This window comes from Bradyrhizobium uaiense (assembly GCF_010811875.1).
Lineage (GTDB): Bacteria > Pseudomonadota > Alphaproteobacteria > Rhizobiales > Xanthobacteraceae > Bradyrhizobium > Bradyrhizobium uaiense.
Map to the genome: position 1 here is coordinate 28,068 of NZ_VKHP01000009.1, position 16,068 is coordinate 44,135.

General features: G+C 64.0%; 24 protein-coding genes. 3 read left to right on the top strand and 21 right to left on the bottom strand.

Annotated features, from left to right (window positions below; all coding sequences use genetic code 11):
- The 7 genes from FNJ47_RS04195 to FNJ47_RS04225 all read right to left on the bottom strand — a co-directional run bounded on the left by FNJ47_RS04195 (nt 1) and on the right by FNJ47_RS04225 (nt 6,450).
- On the bottom strand, nt 1–1,005 hold the full coding sequence (locus FNJ47_RS04195) for a hypothetical protein (protein WP_163150920.1): 1,005 nt from the start codon (nt 1,003–1,005) through the stop codon (nt 1–3).
- Between the two features lie 57 nt (nt 1,006–1,062).
- Nucleotides 1,063–1,437, bottom strand: coding sequence for a DUF2946 domain-containing protein (locus FNJ47_RS04200; protein WP_163150922.1), 375 nt, complete (start codon nt 1,435–1,437; stop codon nt 1,063–1,065).
- 185 nt (nt 1,438–1,622) lie between these two features.
- A complete protein-coding gene (locus FNJ47_RS04205) occupies nt 1,623–2,492 on the bottom strand; it encodes a S49 family peptidase (RefSeq protein WP_163150924.1) in 870 nt (289 codons plus the stop codon).
- Entirely contained in the window at nt 2,485–3,828 is a 1,344-nt protein-coding gene (locus tag FNJ47_RS04210; protein ID WP_163150926.1) for a phage portal protein, read from the bottom strand. Before FNJ47_RS04210 ends, FNJ47_RS04205 begins: the two co-directional genes overlap by 8 nt.
- Complete coding sequence (locus FNJ47_RS04215; protein ID WP_163150928.1) at nt 3,828–5,588, bottom strand: terminase TerL endonuclease subunit; 1,761 nt, start codon at nt 5,586–5,588, stop codon at nt 3,828–3,830. The genes FNJ47_RS04210 and FNJ47_RS04215 overlap by 1 nt, the downstream gene beginning before the upstream one ends.
- Nucleotides 5,588–6,085: a hypothetical protein gene (locus FNJ47_RS04220; RefSeq protein WP_163150930.1), complete on the bottom strand. Its 498-nt coding sequence runs from the start codon at nt 6,083–6,085 to the stop codon at nt 5,588–5,590. The genes FNJ47_RS04215 and FNJ47_RS04220 overlap by 1 nt, the downstream gene beginning before the upstream one ends.
- Nucleotides 6,086–6,168: 83 nt before the next feature.
- Nucleotides 6,169–6,450, bottom strand: coding sequence for an HNH endonuclease (locus FNJ47_RS04225; protein ID WP_163150932.1), 282 nt, complete (start codon nt 6,448–6,450; stop codon nt 6,169–6,171).
- Nucleotides 6,451–6,580: 130 nt separating this feature from the next.
- Here FNJ47_RS04225 and FNJ47_RS04230 point away from each other — a divergent pair, with 130 nt between their 5' ends.
- Nucleotides 6,581–6,847, top strand: coding sequence for a hypothetical protein (locus tag FNJ47_RS04230; protein ID WP_163150934.1), 267 nt, complete (start codon nt 6,581–6,583; stop codon nt 6,845–6,847).
- A 166-nt stretch (nt 6,848–7,013) separates the two neighbouring features.
- Here FNJ47_RS04230 and nusG read toward each other — a convergent pair whose 3' ends face one another.
- The 14 genes from nusG to FNJ47_RS04300 all read right to left on the bottom strand — a co-directional run bounded on the left by nusG (nt 7,014) and on the right by FNJ47_RS04300 (nt 14,613).
- Nucleotides 7,014–7,727 carry a transcription termination/antitermination protein NusG gene (nusG, locus tag FNJ47_RS04235; RefSeq protein ID WP_163150936.1) on the bottom strand — a complete coding sequence of 238 codons (714 nt, stop codon included), beginning with the start codon at nt 7,725–7,727 and terminating at the stop codon, nt 7,014–7,016.
- A complete protein-coding gene (locus tag FNJ47_RS04240) occupies nt 7,676–8,929 on the bottom strand; it encodes a helix-turn-helix domain-containing protein (protein ID WP_235999441.1) in 1,254 nt (417 codons plus the stop codon). Before FNJ47_RS04240 ends, nusG begins: the two co-directional genes overlap by 52 nt.
- Before the next feature lie 57 nt (nt 8,930–8,986).
- Nucleotides 8,987–9,280 carry a hypothetical protein gene (locus tag FNJ47_RS04245; protein WP_163150940.1) on the bottom strand — a complete coding sequence of 98 codons (294 nt, stop codon included), beginning with the start codon at nt 9,278–9,280 and terminating at the stop codon, nt 8,987–8,989.
- Nucleotides 9,277–9,492 carry a hypothetical protein gene (locus FNJ47_RS04250; RefSeq protein ID WP_163150942.1) on the bottom strand — a complete coding sequence of 72 codons (216 nt, stop codon included), beginning with the start codon at nt 9,490–9,492 and terminating at the stop codon, nt 9,277–9,279. The genes FNJ47_RS04245 and FNJ47_RS04250 overlap by 4 nt, the downstream gene beginning before the upstream one ends.
- Entirely contained in the window at nt 9,480–9,707 is a 228-nt protein-coding gene (locus tag FNJ47_RS04255; protein ID WP_163150944.1) for a hypothetical protein, read from the bottom strand. Before FNJ47_RS04255 ends, FNJ47_RS04250 begins: the two co-directional genes overlap by 13 nt.
- Nucleotides 9,704–10,255: a DUF7220 family protein gene (locus FNJ47_RS04260; protein ID WP_163150946.1), complete on the bottom strand. Its 552-nt coding sequence runs from the start codon at nt 10,253–10,255 to the stop codon at nt 9,704–9,706. The genes FNJ47_RS04255 and FNJ47_RS04260 overlap by 4 nt, the downstream gene beginning before the upstream one ends.
- The gene (locus tag FNJ47_RS04265; RefSeq protein ID WP_163150948.1) at nt 10,252–10,638 is read right to left on the bottom strand and encodes a hypothetical protein; all 387 of its coding nucleotides are present in this window, start codon (nt 10,636–10,638) and stop codon (nt 10,252–10,254) included. Before FNJ47_RS04265 ends, FNJ47_RS04260 begins: the two co-directional genes overlap by 4 nt.
- Before the next feature lie 102 nt (nt 10,639–10,740).
- Nucleotides 10,741–12,630 (bottom strand): hypothetical protein, encoded by a 1,890-nt coding sequence (locus FNJ47_RS04270; protein WP_163150950.1) that lies wholly within the window; start codon nt 12,628–12,630, stop codon nt 10,741–10,743.
- The gene (locus tag FNJ47_RS04275) at nt 12,627–13,067 is read right to left on the bottom strand and encodes a LexA family transcriptional regulator (protein ID WP_235999443.1); all 441 of its coding nucleotides are present in this window, start codon (nt 13,065–13,067) and stop codon (nt 12,627–12,629) included. The genes FNJ47_RS04270 and FNJ47_RS04275 overlap by 4 nt, the downstream gene beginning before the upstream one ends.
- Nucleotides 13,064–13,546 (bottom strand): HNH endonuclease, encoded by a 483-nt coding sequence (locus FNJ47_RS04280; protein WP_163150952.1) that lies wholly within the window; start codon nt 13,544–13,546, stop codon nt 13,064–13,066. The genes FNJ47_RS04275 and FNJ47_RS04280 overlap by 4 nt, the downstream gene beginning before the upstream one ends.
- Nucleotides 13,546–13,812 (bottom strand): DUF2312 domain-containing protein, encoded by a 267-nt coding sequence (locus FNJ47_RS04285; RefSeq protein ID WP_163150954.1) that lies wholly within the window; start codon nt 13,810–13,812, stop codon nt 13,546–13,548. The genes FNJ47_RS04280 and FNJ47_RS04285 overlap by 1 nt, the downstream gene beginning before the upstream one ends.
- Nucleotides 13,809–13,976, bottom strand: a complete 168-nt coding sequence (locus FNJ47_RS04290) for a hypothetical protein (protein WP_163150956.1) — start codon at nt 13,974–13,976, stop codon at nt 13,809–13,811. The genes FNJ47_RS04285 and FNJ47_RS04290 overlap by 4 nt, the downstream gene beginning before the upstream one ends.
- 11 nt (nt 13,977–13,987) lie before the next feature.
- Nucleotides 13,988–14,308 carry a hypothetical protein gene (locus FNJ47_RS04295; RefSeq protein ID WP_163150958.1) on the bottom strand — a complete coding sequence of 107 codons (321 nt, stop codon included), beginning with the start codon at nt 14,306–14,308 and terminating at the stop codon, nt 13,988–13,990.
- Nucleotides 14,309–14,382: 74 nt separating this feature from the next.
- The gene (locus FNJ47_RS04300; protein ID WP_163150960.1) at nt 14,383–14,613 is read right to left on the bottom strand and encodes an XRE family transcriptional regulator; all 231 of its coding nucleotides are present in this window, start codon (nt 14,611–14,613) and stop codon (nt 14,383–14,385) included.
- Between FNJ47_RS04300 and FNJ47_RS04305 the strand changes: the two genes are divergently transcribed.
- Together FNJ47_RS04305 and FNJ47_RS04310 are read left to right on the top strand one after the other, a co-directional pair.
- The gene (locus FNJ47_RS04305) at nt 14,612–15,304 is read left to right on the top strand and encodes a LexA family protein (protein ID WP_163150962.1); all 693 of its coding nucleotides are present in this window, start codon (nt 14,612–14,614) and stop codon (nt 15,302–15,304) included. The genes FNJ47_RS04300 and FNJ47_RS04305 overlap by 2 nt on opposite strands.
- A 456-nt stretch (nt 15,305–15,760) precedes the next feature.
- On the top strand, nt 15,761–16,045 hold the full coding sequence (locus FNJ47_RS04310) for a hypothetical protein (protein ID WP_163150964.1): 285 nt from the start codon (nt 15,761–15,763) through the stop codon (nt 16,043–16,045).
- Nucleotides 16,046–16,068: the final 23 nt, after the last annotated feature.

Sequence of the window (16,068 nt, forward strand, 5' to 3'; positions counted from 1 at the left end):
TCAATTCCCCGCAAAAGGACGCGCGGGCTGCACAGGCCCGCCAAAGATCGGTCTGCCGATGCCGTGGGGATCGATATCGTCGAGATATAGATGGAGCTGGGCGATCACGCCGACACGGGTCCCGCTTTGCCGATTGATTGGGATGAGCGCCTCGACACCGAGCTGATAGGTGTTTCCGACCCAGAGAACGCCGGGGTTGATCGTCCCGGTCGTCATCGTGCCCGATGTTAGCGTATTGGCGACTGGCGTCTGCATCGTGGCCTCGACCAGCGGGATCAGATGATTGACGACATCCGGCAGCCCGAGATCGACGACCGCAGACTTTAGATAAGGCATGCTGTACTGGATCGTGCCACCCCAGTTCAGCACCCGTGGATGAAACTGGGTATCGGCGGTCATTTCGCCAGTGTCGGGATCGACGCCGAAGGTCGTGGTGGAACGCCTGCCAGGGATGGCGTAGCCCACCTGTCCGGTGACCGCGACGGGACGCAGCCAGGACAGGGTGTCGGGCAGGTCGCCAAAACCTTTGCCGAAATAGACGGTCGGCGTGTAGGTGTTGAACGGATCGGATCCGACGCTATCGGCGCCGGTGCCGCCCCATTCGACGCTCAGCCCGAGCGACATAACGAATTCATGCTCCGGGTTCTTGAAGACCCGATACTTGAAAGTCGTATCGAGATTCTGAAATCCGTGAGCGCCGATCCCGGTGGGGCCGCCCGGCGGACTGAAGACGCTGTAGGTCGAGCCGATCGAGATCGCGAACGCTTCGGTAATCCGCTTGGAAAATTCGCCGGAGAAGTCACGCTGTCGAAATGACGGATCGTCGCCGGTGTTGAAACTTGACACGGTTGGCAGTGAAAGCTCGTCATTCACACCGGGATCGTCGATGCCGAGCGTAGCCGGAAAAAAGCGGTTGCCGACGATCTCGTGGGCGGTACTTCCAGAAAGGGGAACGAGCGCGAGGGCGAGCCCTGGTAAGGCTGCGCGCGCATGACGGATAAGCATGGGAATCTCCGCGGGCGTTGATGTGCAAAGGTCTCAGCGGCCGGAGGCCGCGTGGCTTTACGACAGAAACGGCGGAGCGCGCGCTTGGGCCTCTGAAGTGGTGCGCGAACCGGACAGACCCGGCGCGAAATCCTGCCAAGTGGCCTGGCTCGTCACCCGATCGACCACGATCGCGACTGGTGTCTGCGGGGTGCCGATCGGGGCGCCGGTCTGCAGCACGCTGCAGACGCCACAGCAGTCATTGTCCGCGCGGTGGCCGGTCTGATCGTCCTGCGCGGCCCCTTGTGCCACACTGCCATGGCAGATGATCGCACCCGCAAGCGGATCGGAGGTCGCAAGGCTCGCCGCCCAGCACGCACCGATCGGTGCAAAGATCTGCACCAACAGGGCAACCAGGACTATAGGTAGAAAACTCTTCAGCCGTTGGCGCATCGGTCCACCTGCGCAAAGGCTAGCGCAGGGAAGAGCCACCGTCGAGCCCAGGGGGCAATGGCGTAGAGCAGGAAGGAGCGGGCTGACGGATTTAGTGGACAGTGTTGTACGCCGGCCACAGCGCGAACTCGCTTCCAAGGTTGCGCCGATCGATCTCCACGCATTCCAGTTGATCTCGCTGCGCCCTAATCGAACGCCAGCGCCGATCGCCGGCGCGAGCTCGGCCGCGGCGAGCGCTGCTGCAGCATGCCGCCGATGACCTGGTCGAGCGTTGCGATCCGGTCCGCCATGCCGCGCGCAACCGCCTCGCGCGCGCCGAGCATACGGCCCTGGCCGAACTCCTCGCGGACCTTGGTCTGCGTCACGCGCCGGCCGCCGGCGACGGCCTTGACGAAATCGGCCCCGGCCTCGTTTGCGCGGCCCTGCAGATAGGCCTTGGCCTCATCCGACAGCGGCGCGAACGGATGCGCCTCGTTTTTCAGCGGCGATTGCTCCGAGCGGACGATCGTCATCTTGACCCCGACCTGGTCGAGCCAGCCGGAAATATCCTGGTGCATAATCATCGCGCCGATCGAGCCGACGTCTGCAGACGGCGTCATCACCAGCTCGCTCGCCTGCGAGGCGATCCAATAGGCCGCCGACGCCGCCAGCGTGTTTGCGATCGCGATAACCGGCTTTTTCGCTGCAGCCGCCGCGACAGCCGCGGCCGCCTCGACCGTGCCGGAGACCGTACCGCCAGGACTGTCGACGTCGAGGACCAGGCCGGCGACGTCCTGGTCATCCGCAGCGCGCGTGACCTGCGCCGCGATCCCGGAAAGGCTCGAGCCGAACCAACTGCCGCGCGGCGTCAAGCCGCCGGCAATCGAGACCAGGGCGATCTTGCTTGCCGAGCTCGAGGCCTGCGCGGTAGCTGCCGCGAGGAGCGCCTGCCGCTGCTCGGCGCGCGCCAGGCAATCAGCGAGCGCTGAGACCTCGAGCGCGACCAGGGCGTCGATCGACGTGATCTGCGTCAGCACCTGGCGTAGATCCGGCGCAGCGGATTCGATCTTAATCATTGTTGCCGTCCTCTTTTGGAGAGCTCGAGCCGCCGCCGGCGCCGGCATTGTCGTCGACGCCCTGCCCGCCGGCGGAGTCCTTTGTCAGCGGGTTTTTGTAGTCATTGCCGCCGGGATCAGTCCGCGGCGACATGTTCTCAAATCGCAGGATGTCGTTTGCAGACAACCATTCGCCCTGACGGCCGATCAGATACGCCCGATAGCGATTCAGCAGATCGCCGCGCAGCAGGCCGAAAAAGTTGAACTCGAAAAACAGATCGCCGTTTTCGTTGTCGAGCAGCAGATCCCGCTCGACGCCCTGCTCGATCTCGATCGCGAGCGGCGCCACACATCCGACGACAAAATCGAGCGACTGCTGCTCGACGTTGTTATTTGTCGCGCGTTTAAGGCGCGATGCGCGATGCAGCGGATAGCTCCAAAGGCCGAAAACCGCAGTGTCGGCGGCGTCCTCGGTCTCGAGCAGCTGCGCCTCGGAATTCGTCACCTTGATCGGATTATATTTGACGCCATGCGTCAGCAGCCGATCCTTGTGCCGGTTCATCCCGGTCCCGGCTGCCCGCCAGTTTTCGAGAAACTGGTTTCGATCTTCCTTGTCTTTGAACACGCCGGGATGCTCGAGCGTGCCGCCGGACTGGCCGTTGTTCTTAAACCAGATGTCGCCGTATTCATGAACGGCGATCGCGCGCGCGAAAACGTGTTTGGCGCTATGGAAAATCGGCTCGCCGAGCAGGCCATCCTCGCGCAACGGATTCGAGCGGATATGCCAGAGCTCGTCGTCGCGATAGGTCGTCTGTTTGAGCTGCGCGCCCTGGACGACGGTCGTCGGCGGATTGAACGTGTAATACAGGCGCCCGTCGATCCCGCGCTCGACCATCGCCAGGCGCCGCGGATGCAGCCATTCGAGGCCGCCGACCGCGTAATATTCCGATGCGCGCGGATCGCCAGGCGGCAGGATCGCGCAATATGAATTTCGATAGTACGAAACGTTCCAGGCGAGCTCGCCGACGAGCTCGGCCGGCGTCTGGCGAGCGTTCGGGTTGGCCGCAAACAGCCTGGTGACCGGATGATCCGGCAACGCCTCGCGCGCGCCGTTCGCACCGCGCCGATAGACCGACGCCGGCAGCGATTTCATCGCCGACGAGAGGCCATGACGGACGGCCTGGACGGCGCCGAGCTGGCTGACGTTGCTGTCAGTGACCTCGACGCCGGCGAGCGACATGCGACCGCCGAAATCCGCCCAATATTGCGGGTCGCTCATGTCGCGCGGCTTGCCAGGATCAAACGCATCCGCAACCACACGAAACGCCGACCCCAGCCCGCTCCGAAAAATTCCCATCAGACCACCGTCAGGATATCAGCGCCGGTCACGAGCAGCCCGGCCGTTGGATTCCAGCTCATGAGGATCGCGGCCTCGAGCAGCGCGATGAACGGGTCGATTTTCGCCGAGCCGGCGACCTGTTTGGTCACCATGTCGGAATTGCCCCGGCGTTCGGTCTTGGCGTTGCCGACCACCCAAGACATGAGGCCTTGCCCGGCATGCCAGAACGTCGCATCGGCGAGCTTGAAATCCAGCCCATAGACGGCCGGCGCGAGCGCCGAGCCCTGCAGCAGGCGCCGCAGCATATCGTCGGTCACGCCGACGGCGGTCAAAGCCTCGATAATCGCCGCCGCCTGGTTCGGATCGATACCGACGCCGTTTTTCTGCGGCAGCAGGCCGCTCGCGACGATGCGAGCGACCAGGGCGCCGAGATCCGCGATCGCGTCAGCCATATCGACGATCGTCAGCGAGCCTTCCTCGACGAAATCCTGCAGTTGGCTCGCGATGTCCTTTCGACGTTCCAGGACGATCGGATCTGCCCATGCATATGACCAGGACAGCCAATGCCGCGTACCGCGTTCGCGGCCGATCACCGCCAGGCCGAGCAGGTCGTCACGGCCGCCGGAGTCGATTCCGATCGTGACGACCTCGCAGCGCGTCAGGATCGCGTCGAGATCGAGCCCTGCGATCGCCTGCGCATCCCAGAGATCCGCGCCGCCCCAACCCTCGTTATTGATGCCCTGGCCGATCTCGATATTGAGATGTTGCGAGGCCCAGATCCGGATTGCTTCCTCGCCCTTGTCGCGCTCGCCCTCCCAATCGGCGGCGAGCTCGGCCAGCGACGGACCGGAGCGGCCGAGGTTCGGCATCACCATCGACCAATTTGCCGGGTCCATCCAGCGCGGCTCGACGCCCTTTTTCCGCTCCTCGCGCGTCAGCGTCGCGATGTCCGGCGGAAATTCATACAACAGCGGCAGCATCGGCCGGATGACCTTGCCGCGATAATTGCCGTCGCGAACGTTGCGCGCGAATTTCAGCTCGGACTTGAAAATTCCGGCCGGAACGTCGTCGCTCTGCGTCGTCGTCATGACGAGCAGTCCCTCCGGCGTCTTGTCGAGGCCGCCGCGGATCTGGCGCAGCACTTTCGCGCCCTTCGCGTTGAAGCCGAGCAGGTGGATCTCGTCGAGCAGCACGAAAAACAGGCCCATCGCGCCGGTCAGGATGTTGACGTCGAAGGTCTTGACCTGCGCCTCGGCCTTGGTGACCAAGTCCTCGATCATCATCTCATGATCGTGCGTGCGAAAACGCCGCTTTAAATCCGGCGACTCCTCGATCATGCCGACCGCCTGGTCATAGGCGCGCGTCGAGATCGCCTGCGTCGGACCGACAAACAACGCTTTACCGCGCGGCCGATAGTTCATCAGCATGGCGACGATCAGCAGCGCGGCCGAGTTTGTCGTCTTTGACGAGCCCTTCGGCACCATCGCGAGAATGTCGCGGATGTACCGGACCTGGTTGACCGCATCCCAGCTGCCGAATGCCGCGCGCACCAGCTCGCGGAACCATGGGCCGGATGCGGTCCGCATCTTTGGCTTGCCCGGCACGTCAGGCAGCTGGATCTCGTCATAGAACGCCTGCGCCATGTCCGCCTCGCCGGCGAACAGCGGCATATCCGGCATCAGCGAGCGGCCGTCGCGGATGCGCTCCTGCCAATCGACGCGGGACAGATCCCACGGCACGATGCCAGGCGCCGCGGCGGCCTCGATCGAAGTCTGCATCAGTGCGAGGTCCCGGCCTGTTGGCGGCGCATCATGAGCTCGCCGAGCGGCGTGCCGGCGTCGGGCTGATGCGCGGCGGCGAGCGCGGCGGCTTTCTTGCCGATCTTCTCGGTCGGCGCCGCCCTCTCGGCCGGCGCGGCCTTCGCCGGCTGCTGCGTCTGGCCGTACAGCATCAGATCGTTGCGTTCGAGATACTTCTGGAATTCTCGGATCGCCGAGACGTTTCCGGCGTTGACGCCGTCCATCAGTTTGACGCCGACCTGCGCGACCAGCCGATCGCGCGCGACGTCCTTAAACTTGAGCTCTGAAAAATAATGCTTCCGCAGCGTCGGCTGCGTGATGAAAAGCGCCGACGCGATCCGCGCATTGCTCCAACCGAGCGCGACTAACAGGCTGACGCGATTCCGGTTTTGCTGGTTAGCGACATGCTCCGGCCGACCACGCCCGCCCCAGTTGGCCGGCACGGGATCGCCGAATAGGTCGAAAACTTCGGCCATGATGAAAAAAAACCTGTCAGTGTGAGATAGGCCGGTCCGTGGAGAGGCACCCGCCAAGGAAATGCCCACCCCCTACCCCTCAATCAGTCCCAGACGCCGCGCATGTGCAGGCTCGCCTGCTCCTCGCGCTGCTTGTCTCGATCGTGACAAGCCTTGCAGAGCGTCTGCAGGTTGCCCTCATCCCAGAACAGGCGCTCATCGCCACGATGCGGGATGACATGGTCGCAGACGAGCAGCGACGTATCAGGCTCGACCCTGCCGCATGCCTTGCGTTGGCATGTATAGAGATCGCGCAGGAAGATGCGCAGACGCAGCGCACGCCAGCGCGCGAGCTTGTACCAGGCTTTCCAGGGCGGCTGCGGCATCCAAAAAAAGGAAAGGGCCGACCACCTTGCGATGATCGGCCTCGGATCCAGGACCAGACGTTCAAATCTTGCAGGAACCTTGCCCTACCTGTGACGTTGAAGAGCAAAGGAACAAACCGAGGAGGACATCATGAGAACTCTGTCACTGGCTGCTGTGCTGGCGATCGCGGGCTTCGCTGTCGTCACCCCGTTCTCGATTGCACCTGCGTCGGCTCAATTCGCCATTGATACTCCGGTCGGCGGCGTCGTGGTTGGCCCGCAACACCGATATTACGACCGAGATTATGATCGACGCGCTTATCGCGCCTACAATTATGATCGCGGCTATCGCGGTTGCCGCACCGTTACGATCGAGCGCGATGACGGTTCGGTCCGCCAGGTCCGCCGTTGCGACTAACCAGCACCGACGGCTCACCGGCTGCCGCAATCAAGCTGGGAGCGCAATCGAAAAAGGCCGCCTAGTTGGCGGCCTTTTTCATTGCGGTAGGGGCACGCTGCGCGCGTTCGCCTGAATCAGGCTCTGCACTTTTAGTCGAACTGCCGCGCATGCACCGCACCGCGAATTAGTCGATCAGCTCGATCTGCGCCTCGGTCAAACCGCTTACCTTGACGCCGTGCTTTCCGTCGCCGACTAAGACGCTGAGTCGGCCTTTTGAGTCAATTCGCTCGATCAACGCGCGAAAGCCAGAGAACAGGCCGTCAGCGACACGGATCTGACGTCCTACTCTCATTTCGGTTTCCTCTTTGACCTCGGCGACGCTGATGAAGCCATAGCGCAGGAACAGCTGCGCCAACGCCCATCGGCGACGCGACGGCAGCATGTTCTCGATCTTGACGATATCGCGCAGCAACTGCATTTCGGTCGCATTGAGCCACGACCGCAGCTCGCCGAACTCGAGCAGGTTGTCGACGTCTGGAATGCTGCGGATCTCGGCGAGACGCGCAAGCTCGAAATCAGGCAGGAAGATCAGACCAGGCAGAAACGGCTTTTCGATCCGGCGGCCGAGATGCGGACGCCGCGCCGGCTGGCCGCCGCCACGTTGGACGAAATGCACAACGGTCGGCGACCAACCGCTAATGCAGCGCTCGCCGAAAGCCTTGATGACCTTGGCATCGCGACCAGGCATGACCTGCAGCACGCGCCAGCTCTCCGGCATCGCCGGGACCGCCAAACGACCGCCGGCCTCGACATAACCGACGATCTGCCCTTTGCGGTATTGCATGTTCATTCGCCCTCCCCTGCGACTTGCCACGTCCCATCGCGGCGCGGCGGCCACGGCGCCGGCACGCGAAAGCCCTGCTTTGACTTCCTCAAGCGGAAATTCGGATTTGACGACGAGACGCCATGAACGTTCTGGTCATACGGCTCGAGGAAAATCCGCTCGGCCTGCGGCTCGGCGCCGATCCAGAGCGCCAGGCGATCACGCCAGGCGGCAAACTGCGGCGTCCCGAGGTCGACGACCTGCCAGGCCTCGCGATCGACGCCGGCAAACGCTGCCATCGCCGTGAGATCAACCTGCGGCGGCAGCTGCGTCCAGACGCCCTCGCCGAGATCCAGCTCGCGGATAACGCGCGGCTCGCGCCGCTCGGCGATCTGCGTCGCCACTGCTAAGCCCTTGAGCTCGTCGCCCTGCACAAACCGCCGTTGTGGAGCTGCAGGCTTTGCCGACGCAACACCAGGCGCGGCGAATTCTCGAAATCCGCGAGTCCGCGACCAGAGATGGAAATTCATCGGACGGCGCTGTTTGAGCTCGCGCAGCTTCGCCATGTAGAGCGGCACGGCATGGACGCACCAGGCGCGATCGTCCGGCGTCAGGAGGCGGAACTCCTCGAGCGCCAGGTCGCGCCGCATGACCTCATGCCCGACATAGCTCTCGAATGCCGCCGCGAACTCGGTCGGCTCGCCTTCCTCGATCGTTTTGCGATCCTCCGGAAAGCCCCCGGAGGGGGACTTAGGGGGATTCTCCGGTTCAGGTTCAGAGATTAGCTGGTCGCACAACTGCGAGGGCTGGCCGAGGGCTGGCGGAGTCCTAACCACTTCGGCACCCGAATTTAGCCCTTGCTGCCAGCTAGGGCTAATCGCCGTTGAATTCACTGGCGTTTCGTCGACGACGCGACCGGCAGCCCGCGCCTCGATCGCGTCGGTATCGGCGTCGACCAGCAGACGGACGAGATCCGTCGTGCGCTTGCCGCGGCCCTCGCCGTTGCGACGACCATTCTCGTCGACCCATTGCCCGGTCCTGCCTATCGCACCGATGTCCTCGAGCCAGGCGAGCCGCCGCCGGACCGTGTCCTGCGACAGATCGCAGTCCATTGCCAGCTGCGGGATGCCGACCCAGCACATGCCTTCGCCGTCGACATACTCGCCGAGCGCGCGCAGCACGCTTTTTGCGTAAGGGTTGCCCAGCTCGAGATTGCGCGCCCATCCGGTCGCCACGTCCGAGCCGATGCGCAATCGCGCCCGCTTTTTCGCGGTCATCATAACTTCCTAATCAGAGAATTCGGGAAAACGCTGACGCAACGAAACACTAGAAATTCAAGACCGCGGCTGCAGCAGGCGCTCGACGATCTTGTCCGCCGACAGCGCAGAGATCGCCTCGAGCTCGATCGCGACGCCGAGCCGCTCGAGCCACTCGCGGCGGAAACCGCGACGTTTGAGCCGCGGCGGATCGACGACGCCGGCGGCGATCGCGTCGCGATCCGGGATCTCGTATTCCTCGAGCTCGCCGAGCTCGGCGCCCTTGACGACCAGCTGGCAGATGACCTCGGCGAGAGTCATCGCCTCCGGCCCTTCGGCGGCCAGGCAGCGCGCGATCGCGGCGCTGGTCATGCTGCAGCCGCCTCGCATCGCGCGTCGCAGGGCGGCGTCGCCGTGCAATGGATGCGCTCCTCGTCGCGCCAAAACTCATCCCAATAGCCAGCAGGACCGCCCTGGCGGCGACCAACCTTGACCATGTCGCACCGGACGCATTGCTGCTCGGTCTTGAGCGGAAACCGGACCTTGTCGCCCCACTTGTGCCGCGTCGAGCTCATGCGTGCCATTGCAGCTCGCGCCCTTCCGCCGCCGCCTCACGCCAGACGCGGCGTATGTCGTCGACCTCGGCGCGCGACAAGGCTCGATTCATGCGAAGGCACTCGCCGTCGCGATCAAACGAAATCCGCAGGCGCTGCCCACAATGCATCCAACCGAGGGAACAGCCGAACATGAACAGGCCGAACGCGCCGACGGCGAACGCTGCGATCTCGAGCTGCGTCATTGCCGCTGCTCCTGCGCCGCAAGCGGTCGCCTCAAACGCGCCGGCACTCCGGTCGGATTCCGGTTGCGGTCGAACCGCTCGCCCTCAGCGATCGCCAATGCGACGCCGCGGACCAGGTCGCGCCGATAGCCCGCCGGCTTCCACCATTCGCGCGTCCAAGGCCATTCGTGCGGGACAGCAGGCGATTCCGTGCCGGCGTGCAGTATGAACGCAGCGCCAGCCCGGCCCAGCGTGCCGCGATCGTATCCGTCATCATGCTCGGTCGACCAACCCTCGCGCTCGATCTGGCGGAATCGCTCGGCGATAACGGCCTGCATGAACGGCGACAGCGGCCGGCGGATATTCAGGGCCTCGAATAGCCGGCGCAGCAGATACGACCTGCAGATCGAGATCGCGGTCATGATTAGCGCAAACGCAACGTTCTGGCCGATCGAGACCGTGACGCCGAGCAGCGGCAGGAAATAGACCTGCGCCGCAAGGCTTATGACGAAGCCAACTAAGACGTTGATCGCGCTCTCCGCGAGTGATGCCAGTTTCGTTTGCTTCATTGCCGCATTGCCCCTTTGATGCTCGCCTCGTTCTGCTGCAACCAGCGCAGCGTATTCGCGGCGGCCTCGAGGCCGTCGCGTTGATAGATCGCCGCAGCCGAGCTCAACTTGCCGCGCGCGCCGCTGCGGCGATCCTTGAGCTCGGTCTCGACGGCAGTGGCCTGCCTCGTCATCGAAATTGCGCCGGCCGGCAGCGGCGCCGCCGCAGCGATGCGAGCCTCGTTCTGCAGCAGCCAGCGCAGCGTTTTCGCACCAGCCTCGAGGCCGTCGCATTGGCGTTGCGACGCCGACCGATCGAGCCTCGAACGCGCGCCGGCGCTGCGATCCTTGATCTCGGCCTCGACCGCAGCGATCTGCCGGAATAGAGCGACTTTGTCAGTCACAGCCCACCGCCAAAGCAAACGATCGCGGCCACAGCGAGGACCAGCCAAATCAGATAGGCCCAGATCAGGCAGCCGCCGCCGTGAGGTCCAACGTCCATCGGCTCACCCTCCGATCTGCGATGCACGGCCGGCGTCGAGCGGCGCCGGCGACGCGACCAGCTGCGCCAGGAATTTGCGGCCGGCGTCGCTGACCTTGACGCTGGACGTCGAGCAATGCGCGAAGCCGGCACCGACCAGATGCCGCACCATGTCGCCGTCGATCTTCTCGCCGGCGTCGATCGCGAGCAGCGCGGCTTGCATGTCGAGCTCGTCCTCGGTCAACGGCAGCCGCGTTTGCAGGCGATCGTCGACGACCTCGACCGGCGCGCGATCGATGCGCGCGAGATCCATCTCGCTTTGCGCGACGACGAGCTCCGGCGCCGGCTTGGGCGAGCGGCGCAGAAACGCCGGGATGTCGAGGCCGTCGTCGTCGGGAATTTCGCGTCCAGGTCGGTTCGCCGGCGGCTCGGCTGTATCGGCGCGGCCAGTGACGGCGACGCTCGAAACGACTTCCCCGATCGGAGACGCGGCAACAGCGTCCGACAGGGCTGGACGATCGCCGGCGTGAGCTCCGGCGTCCGCTAACTGTGAGGCCGCAGCGCTATGGCTACCCGTTGCGGCCTCGTCCGATGACCGACCATCGGCAGTCCGATCGCGCGGCGGTTCTATACCCGCTGACGCCCCGTCAGGCGTCGAGCTCGCGCCCGCGATCGCTTGGGAATCGAATCTCTCTATTGCGGCGATGTCAGCCGCGATGACCTCATCGCGCGTCATCCAGCGCGAACCGCTCGGCTCGTCTGCCGGCGCCGCGGCCTGGTTGCCCCACGCATCCCAGCCGGTCGGCAATGGATGCTCGGCGTCGACGCGGGCGAACAGCTCGAGCGCCGGCACGCCGCCGGCCATCGCCGCAATCATGCGCCGGTAATGCTCCGGCTTTCGCGAGTGACCGAGCGGCCGCGACCGCTCGCGATGGTTGGAGCCGAACTTTTCGCCGCTCGCCGGCTTCGGCAGCCCCTTGCCGCGCTTGAACAGCAGCAGCAGCTCGTCCTGGTCGCGCACCAGGACGGCGCCGCCGGCCTCGTCCGGATGCTCGTCGTCGTTTTTCGTCCAGACGAAGGCCGTTGAGTAGGACTTAAAGCCCCACGCCAGCGCGACAGCCGAGGCGAGCGGCATCTGGCAGCGGACCTTAATGACCTCGCCGGTCCGCAGATCCGTCGCCTCGATCTCGGCCTCATGCCAGGCGAGCAGATGCGCGCGCGGAATCCAGAGAAACAGCCAGGCGTCCGGCAGGACCATATCCTTAACCGGCAGATCGCAGATCTCGGACCAGGCCATGGTCGGATAGTGATTTTCGTAAGACCGGCTGGTCACGCCCTGGTTTCGATGCCAGGGCGGATCTGCATATACGATCGGATACTTGCGGCCGGTCGGCTGCAGCGCCGAGGCGTCAGAGAGCGCCTGCGCCAGGCCGCGGCGATGCTCCCTGCCCTTTTCCTCGGCGGCGACCTTGGTCAGGTCCATCGCGACGCGGCCGGCACCGGCGCGCATCTCCTGCTCATGCCGACCGAGCGCCGCCTCGAATTCGGCTGCATCCATAGCGGCCAGGCGCTGCGCCTTGGACGAGAGTTTGCGATCGATTCCAGCCTCGGCCAGCGTCGGCCGATCGTCGGATTTAGGCTGTTCCGGCTCAGAACTGCCTAAACGCGGTCGACCGGCGCCGGCCCGGCCGCGGTTGAGACCGACCGTTTCCTTTTGCAGCTTGACGAGCTCGCCGAGGCGCCGCTCGGCGCGAAACCGGATCTTTGAAGCCTGGACCTCGAGATCGACGTTTTTCGCGACCCTGCTCGCGAGCCGCATCGCCTCGGCCTGGTCGCGTATCGTCATGACCTCATCGGCCGCAACAGCTTCGGCCAGCGCGCGGCAGGCTGCCTCGTATCGGACGAGCTCGGTCACGACGCGGCGCCCTCCTCGTCATCGACGAGAATGGCGACGCCGTCGCCGCATGGAATGACAGTAGCGACGTCGCCCTCGAGCTGGTCGAGGTGCAGCGCGATCGCGTCATCAGCGACGGCCGTCAGCTTCTCGCTGTTCGCCGCGCAATATGCGGCGAGCCGCGCTGCGGTATGCGACCGGACCGAGATCATGACGCCATCGCCGCCAAAGCCGGCGACCGCGACCCAACCGCGCCGCTTCACGGCCGTCAGCTCGCCCCGCTCGACCAGGCTATCCATCAGCCGGTTTGCGTTGTTCTTACTGCAGCCCATCACGCCGGCCAGCGCGCTGCGCGACGGCATCGCACCGTGACGGCCGACAAACTCGGTAATCGCTTTCAAGGCGTCGACCATGCGGGCCGTCAGCCCCATGCCATCGGATGCGGGAACGTCGGTCAAAACGGAACCTCCTGCGGAAACGGGATGTCGTGAACGCGCATCAGCTCGAGGACGATCTGCTCGAGCGAAGGGATCGCCGCGCGCGGCCGGCGGTTTTTCATGTTCTGTTTGTGGGTACACCACGCGAGATTGTCGTCGCGGTTGTCGAGCGTCTGACCGTTGCCGTGGTCGACGTGATGCGTCCGCATGAACCGCTCGGAGCGCGGATCGCGGACGATCTTGATCTCGCGATGTTGCCGCAACGTCGCACGCTCCGGCCCGACGTTGCGTTTAGCGTAGAGCTGCCAGGGCGTGCGCGAGCCCCAAGACACGTTCCAGGTATTTTTCGACAGCCATTCGTAATCGCAGGCGTCGACCAGCGACCAGACGTTATCGCGCGCCGAGAGAATGATGCGGCGCCAGGGCGTCAGCCCGGAGTCGAGCAGTCGCTCGATCGAGGCGACCTCGCTCGGCCGGACACTGGCGAAAGAGCCGTGCATCACAGCATCCCCAGCGCCTGCATGTAGGTCTCGAGGATCGCCTCCTCGGCCTCGCGATCAATCGGGTCCTGCTGGCGAATCCTGATGATCGCGCGCAGCGCCTTGACGTCGAAACCGTTACCCTTGGCCTCGGCGAACACGTCGCGGATGTCGTCGGCGATCGTCTTTTTCTCCTCGGTCAGCCGCTCGACGCGCTCGATGATCGATTTCAGCTGGTCCCTGGCGATCGTCGTCGCGCGGGTTTCCGTGGCCGGCTTCCTGGTCATCGGCGCACCCAGCGGAAACCGGCGCCGGCATCGCGGCGGCGATCGAGGAAGGGCTGCAACGCGGCGCCGATCGCGGCGAACGCGGCGACCAGCAGGACGCAGCCCATCATGACGAGAAAGCTGAGATCGTTGACGTCGACGCCGGCGAGAGTTTCGTGCCCCATGGATGCCCCAGCTAATCCGCGATGTCGCGCTGCATGGCCTCGATCTGCTTGCGCAAGTGGCTTTCGGCCTTGACTAGTTCGGAGAGTTCAAGATGCCGCCGGTAGCCCACCCACCAGGCGGGCTTCGCCGCGCCCATCACCGCGATCAGGACATCCTTTCCGACGTCGGAGCGCAGTAGCGCCTCGAGCATGGGCGCGCCGGGCTGCTTGGCACCCGACAACACCTTGTCGCAAAAGCTCAAACTGGCTCCGGTCTGTAGGTGAAGGCGCGCCGCAGTCGACTGTGGGAAAATCCGCTTAAAGGCAGCGATGGCCGGATGAATCGACTGCACTTTGGTACGGATTCGACTGCACTTTGGTGCGGGAGCAGAGTTTGACTGTCCCCGCGCAGATCTTACGATGCGGGTCATGTGCTCAGCTGCTCTGCTTTCTGATCGACGTTGCGCGGGCCGACCCCGACCCAATCGTTCGGCGTCACGCAGCCGGACGTCAGCGCGTAGATGGTCGCCATCGCCGCGTGATCAGGCTCACGCTCGCCGGCTCGGTACCTCCGAACCGTCTCACCCGACCAACCCGCCTTCTTACCGAAGCCAGGGTTGGTCTCACCGTTCCTGCTCATCCATTCCGAGAAGTGCATGAGGAGCATCCCACACCAATTTGGTGTTGATTCGCAAGTCGCATACACCAAAATGGTGTTTGCGGGTCACACCAATTTGGTGCCCCCTGCGTTCATGAAAGGGAAATTTCCGAACGGACTATTCGAAGCGATGGAGCGCCGCGCGATCAGCCAAGGCGCGCTCGCCAAGGCTATCGGCACCACCCAGCAACAGATCAGCAAACTCGTGCATGGCGAGCGCGAGATGACAGCGCTCTGGGCGGAAAAGCTCGCGCCCTTCTTGCGGACATCTCCCGAAAAGCTGGTTTTTCCGGGTCTTAAGACCTTCCGGGCACCGCTCCTCTCATGGGTCAGCGCCGGCCGCCTGGCTCACCAGGAGGGCGTAAAACGTTCGGATGTCCGCAAATACGTCTATCTTGCCGATCTACCGAAAGGCGATTGGATTGTTCTCGAGGTCCAGGGAGATTCGATGGACCGGATTGCTCCTGACGGCGCCTACATCTGCGTCAACCTCTCCGACCAACGCGTCATCAACGACAAATTTTATGTCTTCGGCACCCCTGAGGGCGAAGCTACATTCAAACGCTATCGCGGAGGCAATCCGCCGAGATTGCAGCCCTATTCCACAAATCCAGATCACGAAACGATCCACATGAGTGGGGAAACTGTCGTCGTCGGGCGCGTGGGAAGGGTAATTCATGAACTGAGCTAGTCTGGCGATGGAATTAATTATTTGCCACGACTGCAGTGGCCAAGTCTCGTTCAGCGCTCAATCCTGCCCGCACTGCGGTTCGGAAGAACCAGCTGGGCCCTACCAAATGAGCCGTCGCGAGAAACGCGCATTCCGTCGAGAAGCTCACAACGATCGCAATCTGATCGTTGGGATGAGCGCCTGCTCAATCGCAGGGGCCGTCACTGGCTGGATAACAGCGGGCGGATTTTTCCAGTCAATGGTCCTGCCGCCCCTCTATGCGATTATAGGTGCCTCGGTAGGGCTAGGCGCGGCGCTTCTTGTGAACGTCTTCTCTGCGCGGATGACCTGACTGCGGGAAAAGCGCAGATCGACGGCAAAAAATAGAGGCAACTCGCTACCTACACCAATTTGGTGTTGACGCCACACCATAATGGTGTTGGAAAATGTTTTCCGTGAAACAAACGGGGAACTCCCATGCGACGTACATACTGCAATCGCCTTCCGGCCGCCAACCGCACACTCGCCGCGCCAGCAACCGTCCCTGACTACATCGATACCGCGCTCGTAAAGCCGCGCGCACCGCTCTCGCCGAGCGAGACGGTCAAGCGCATGGCCGACGACATGCGCGCCGCCTCGTACCGCGAAGGCGGAATTACCGAAGACGATCTCGAGCGGCTCGGCTTCACCCGCTCGCAGATCAAGGCTCACGCAGCGGATGCTCGAGCTTTGGCGCAGCAGCTCGCCGGGCCAAGCTTGTGAGGGATAGCCCTTCCCCGGTGAAG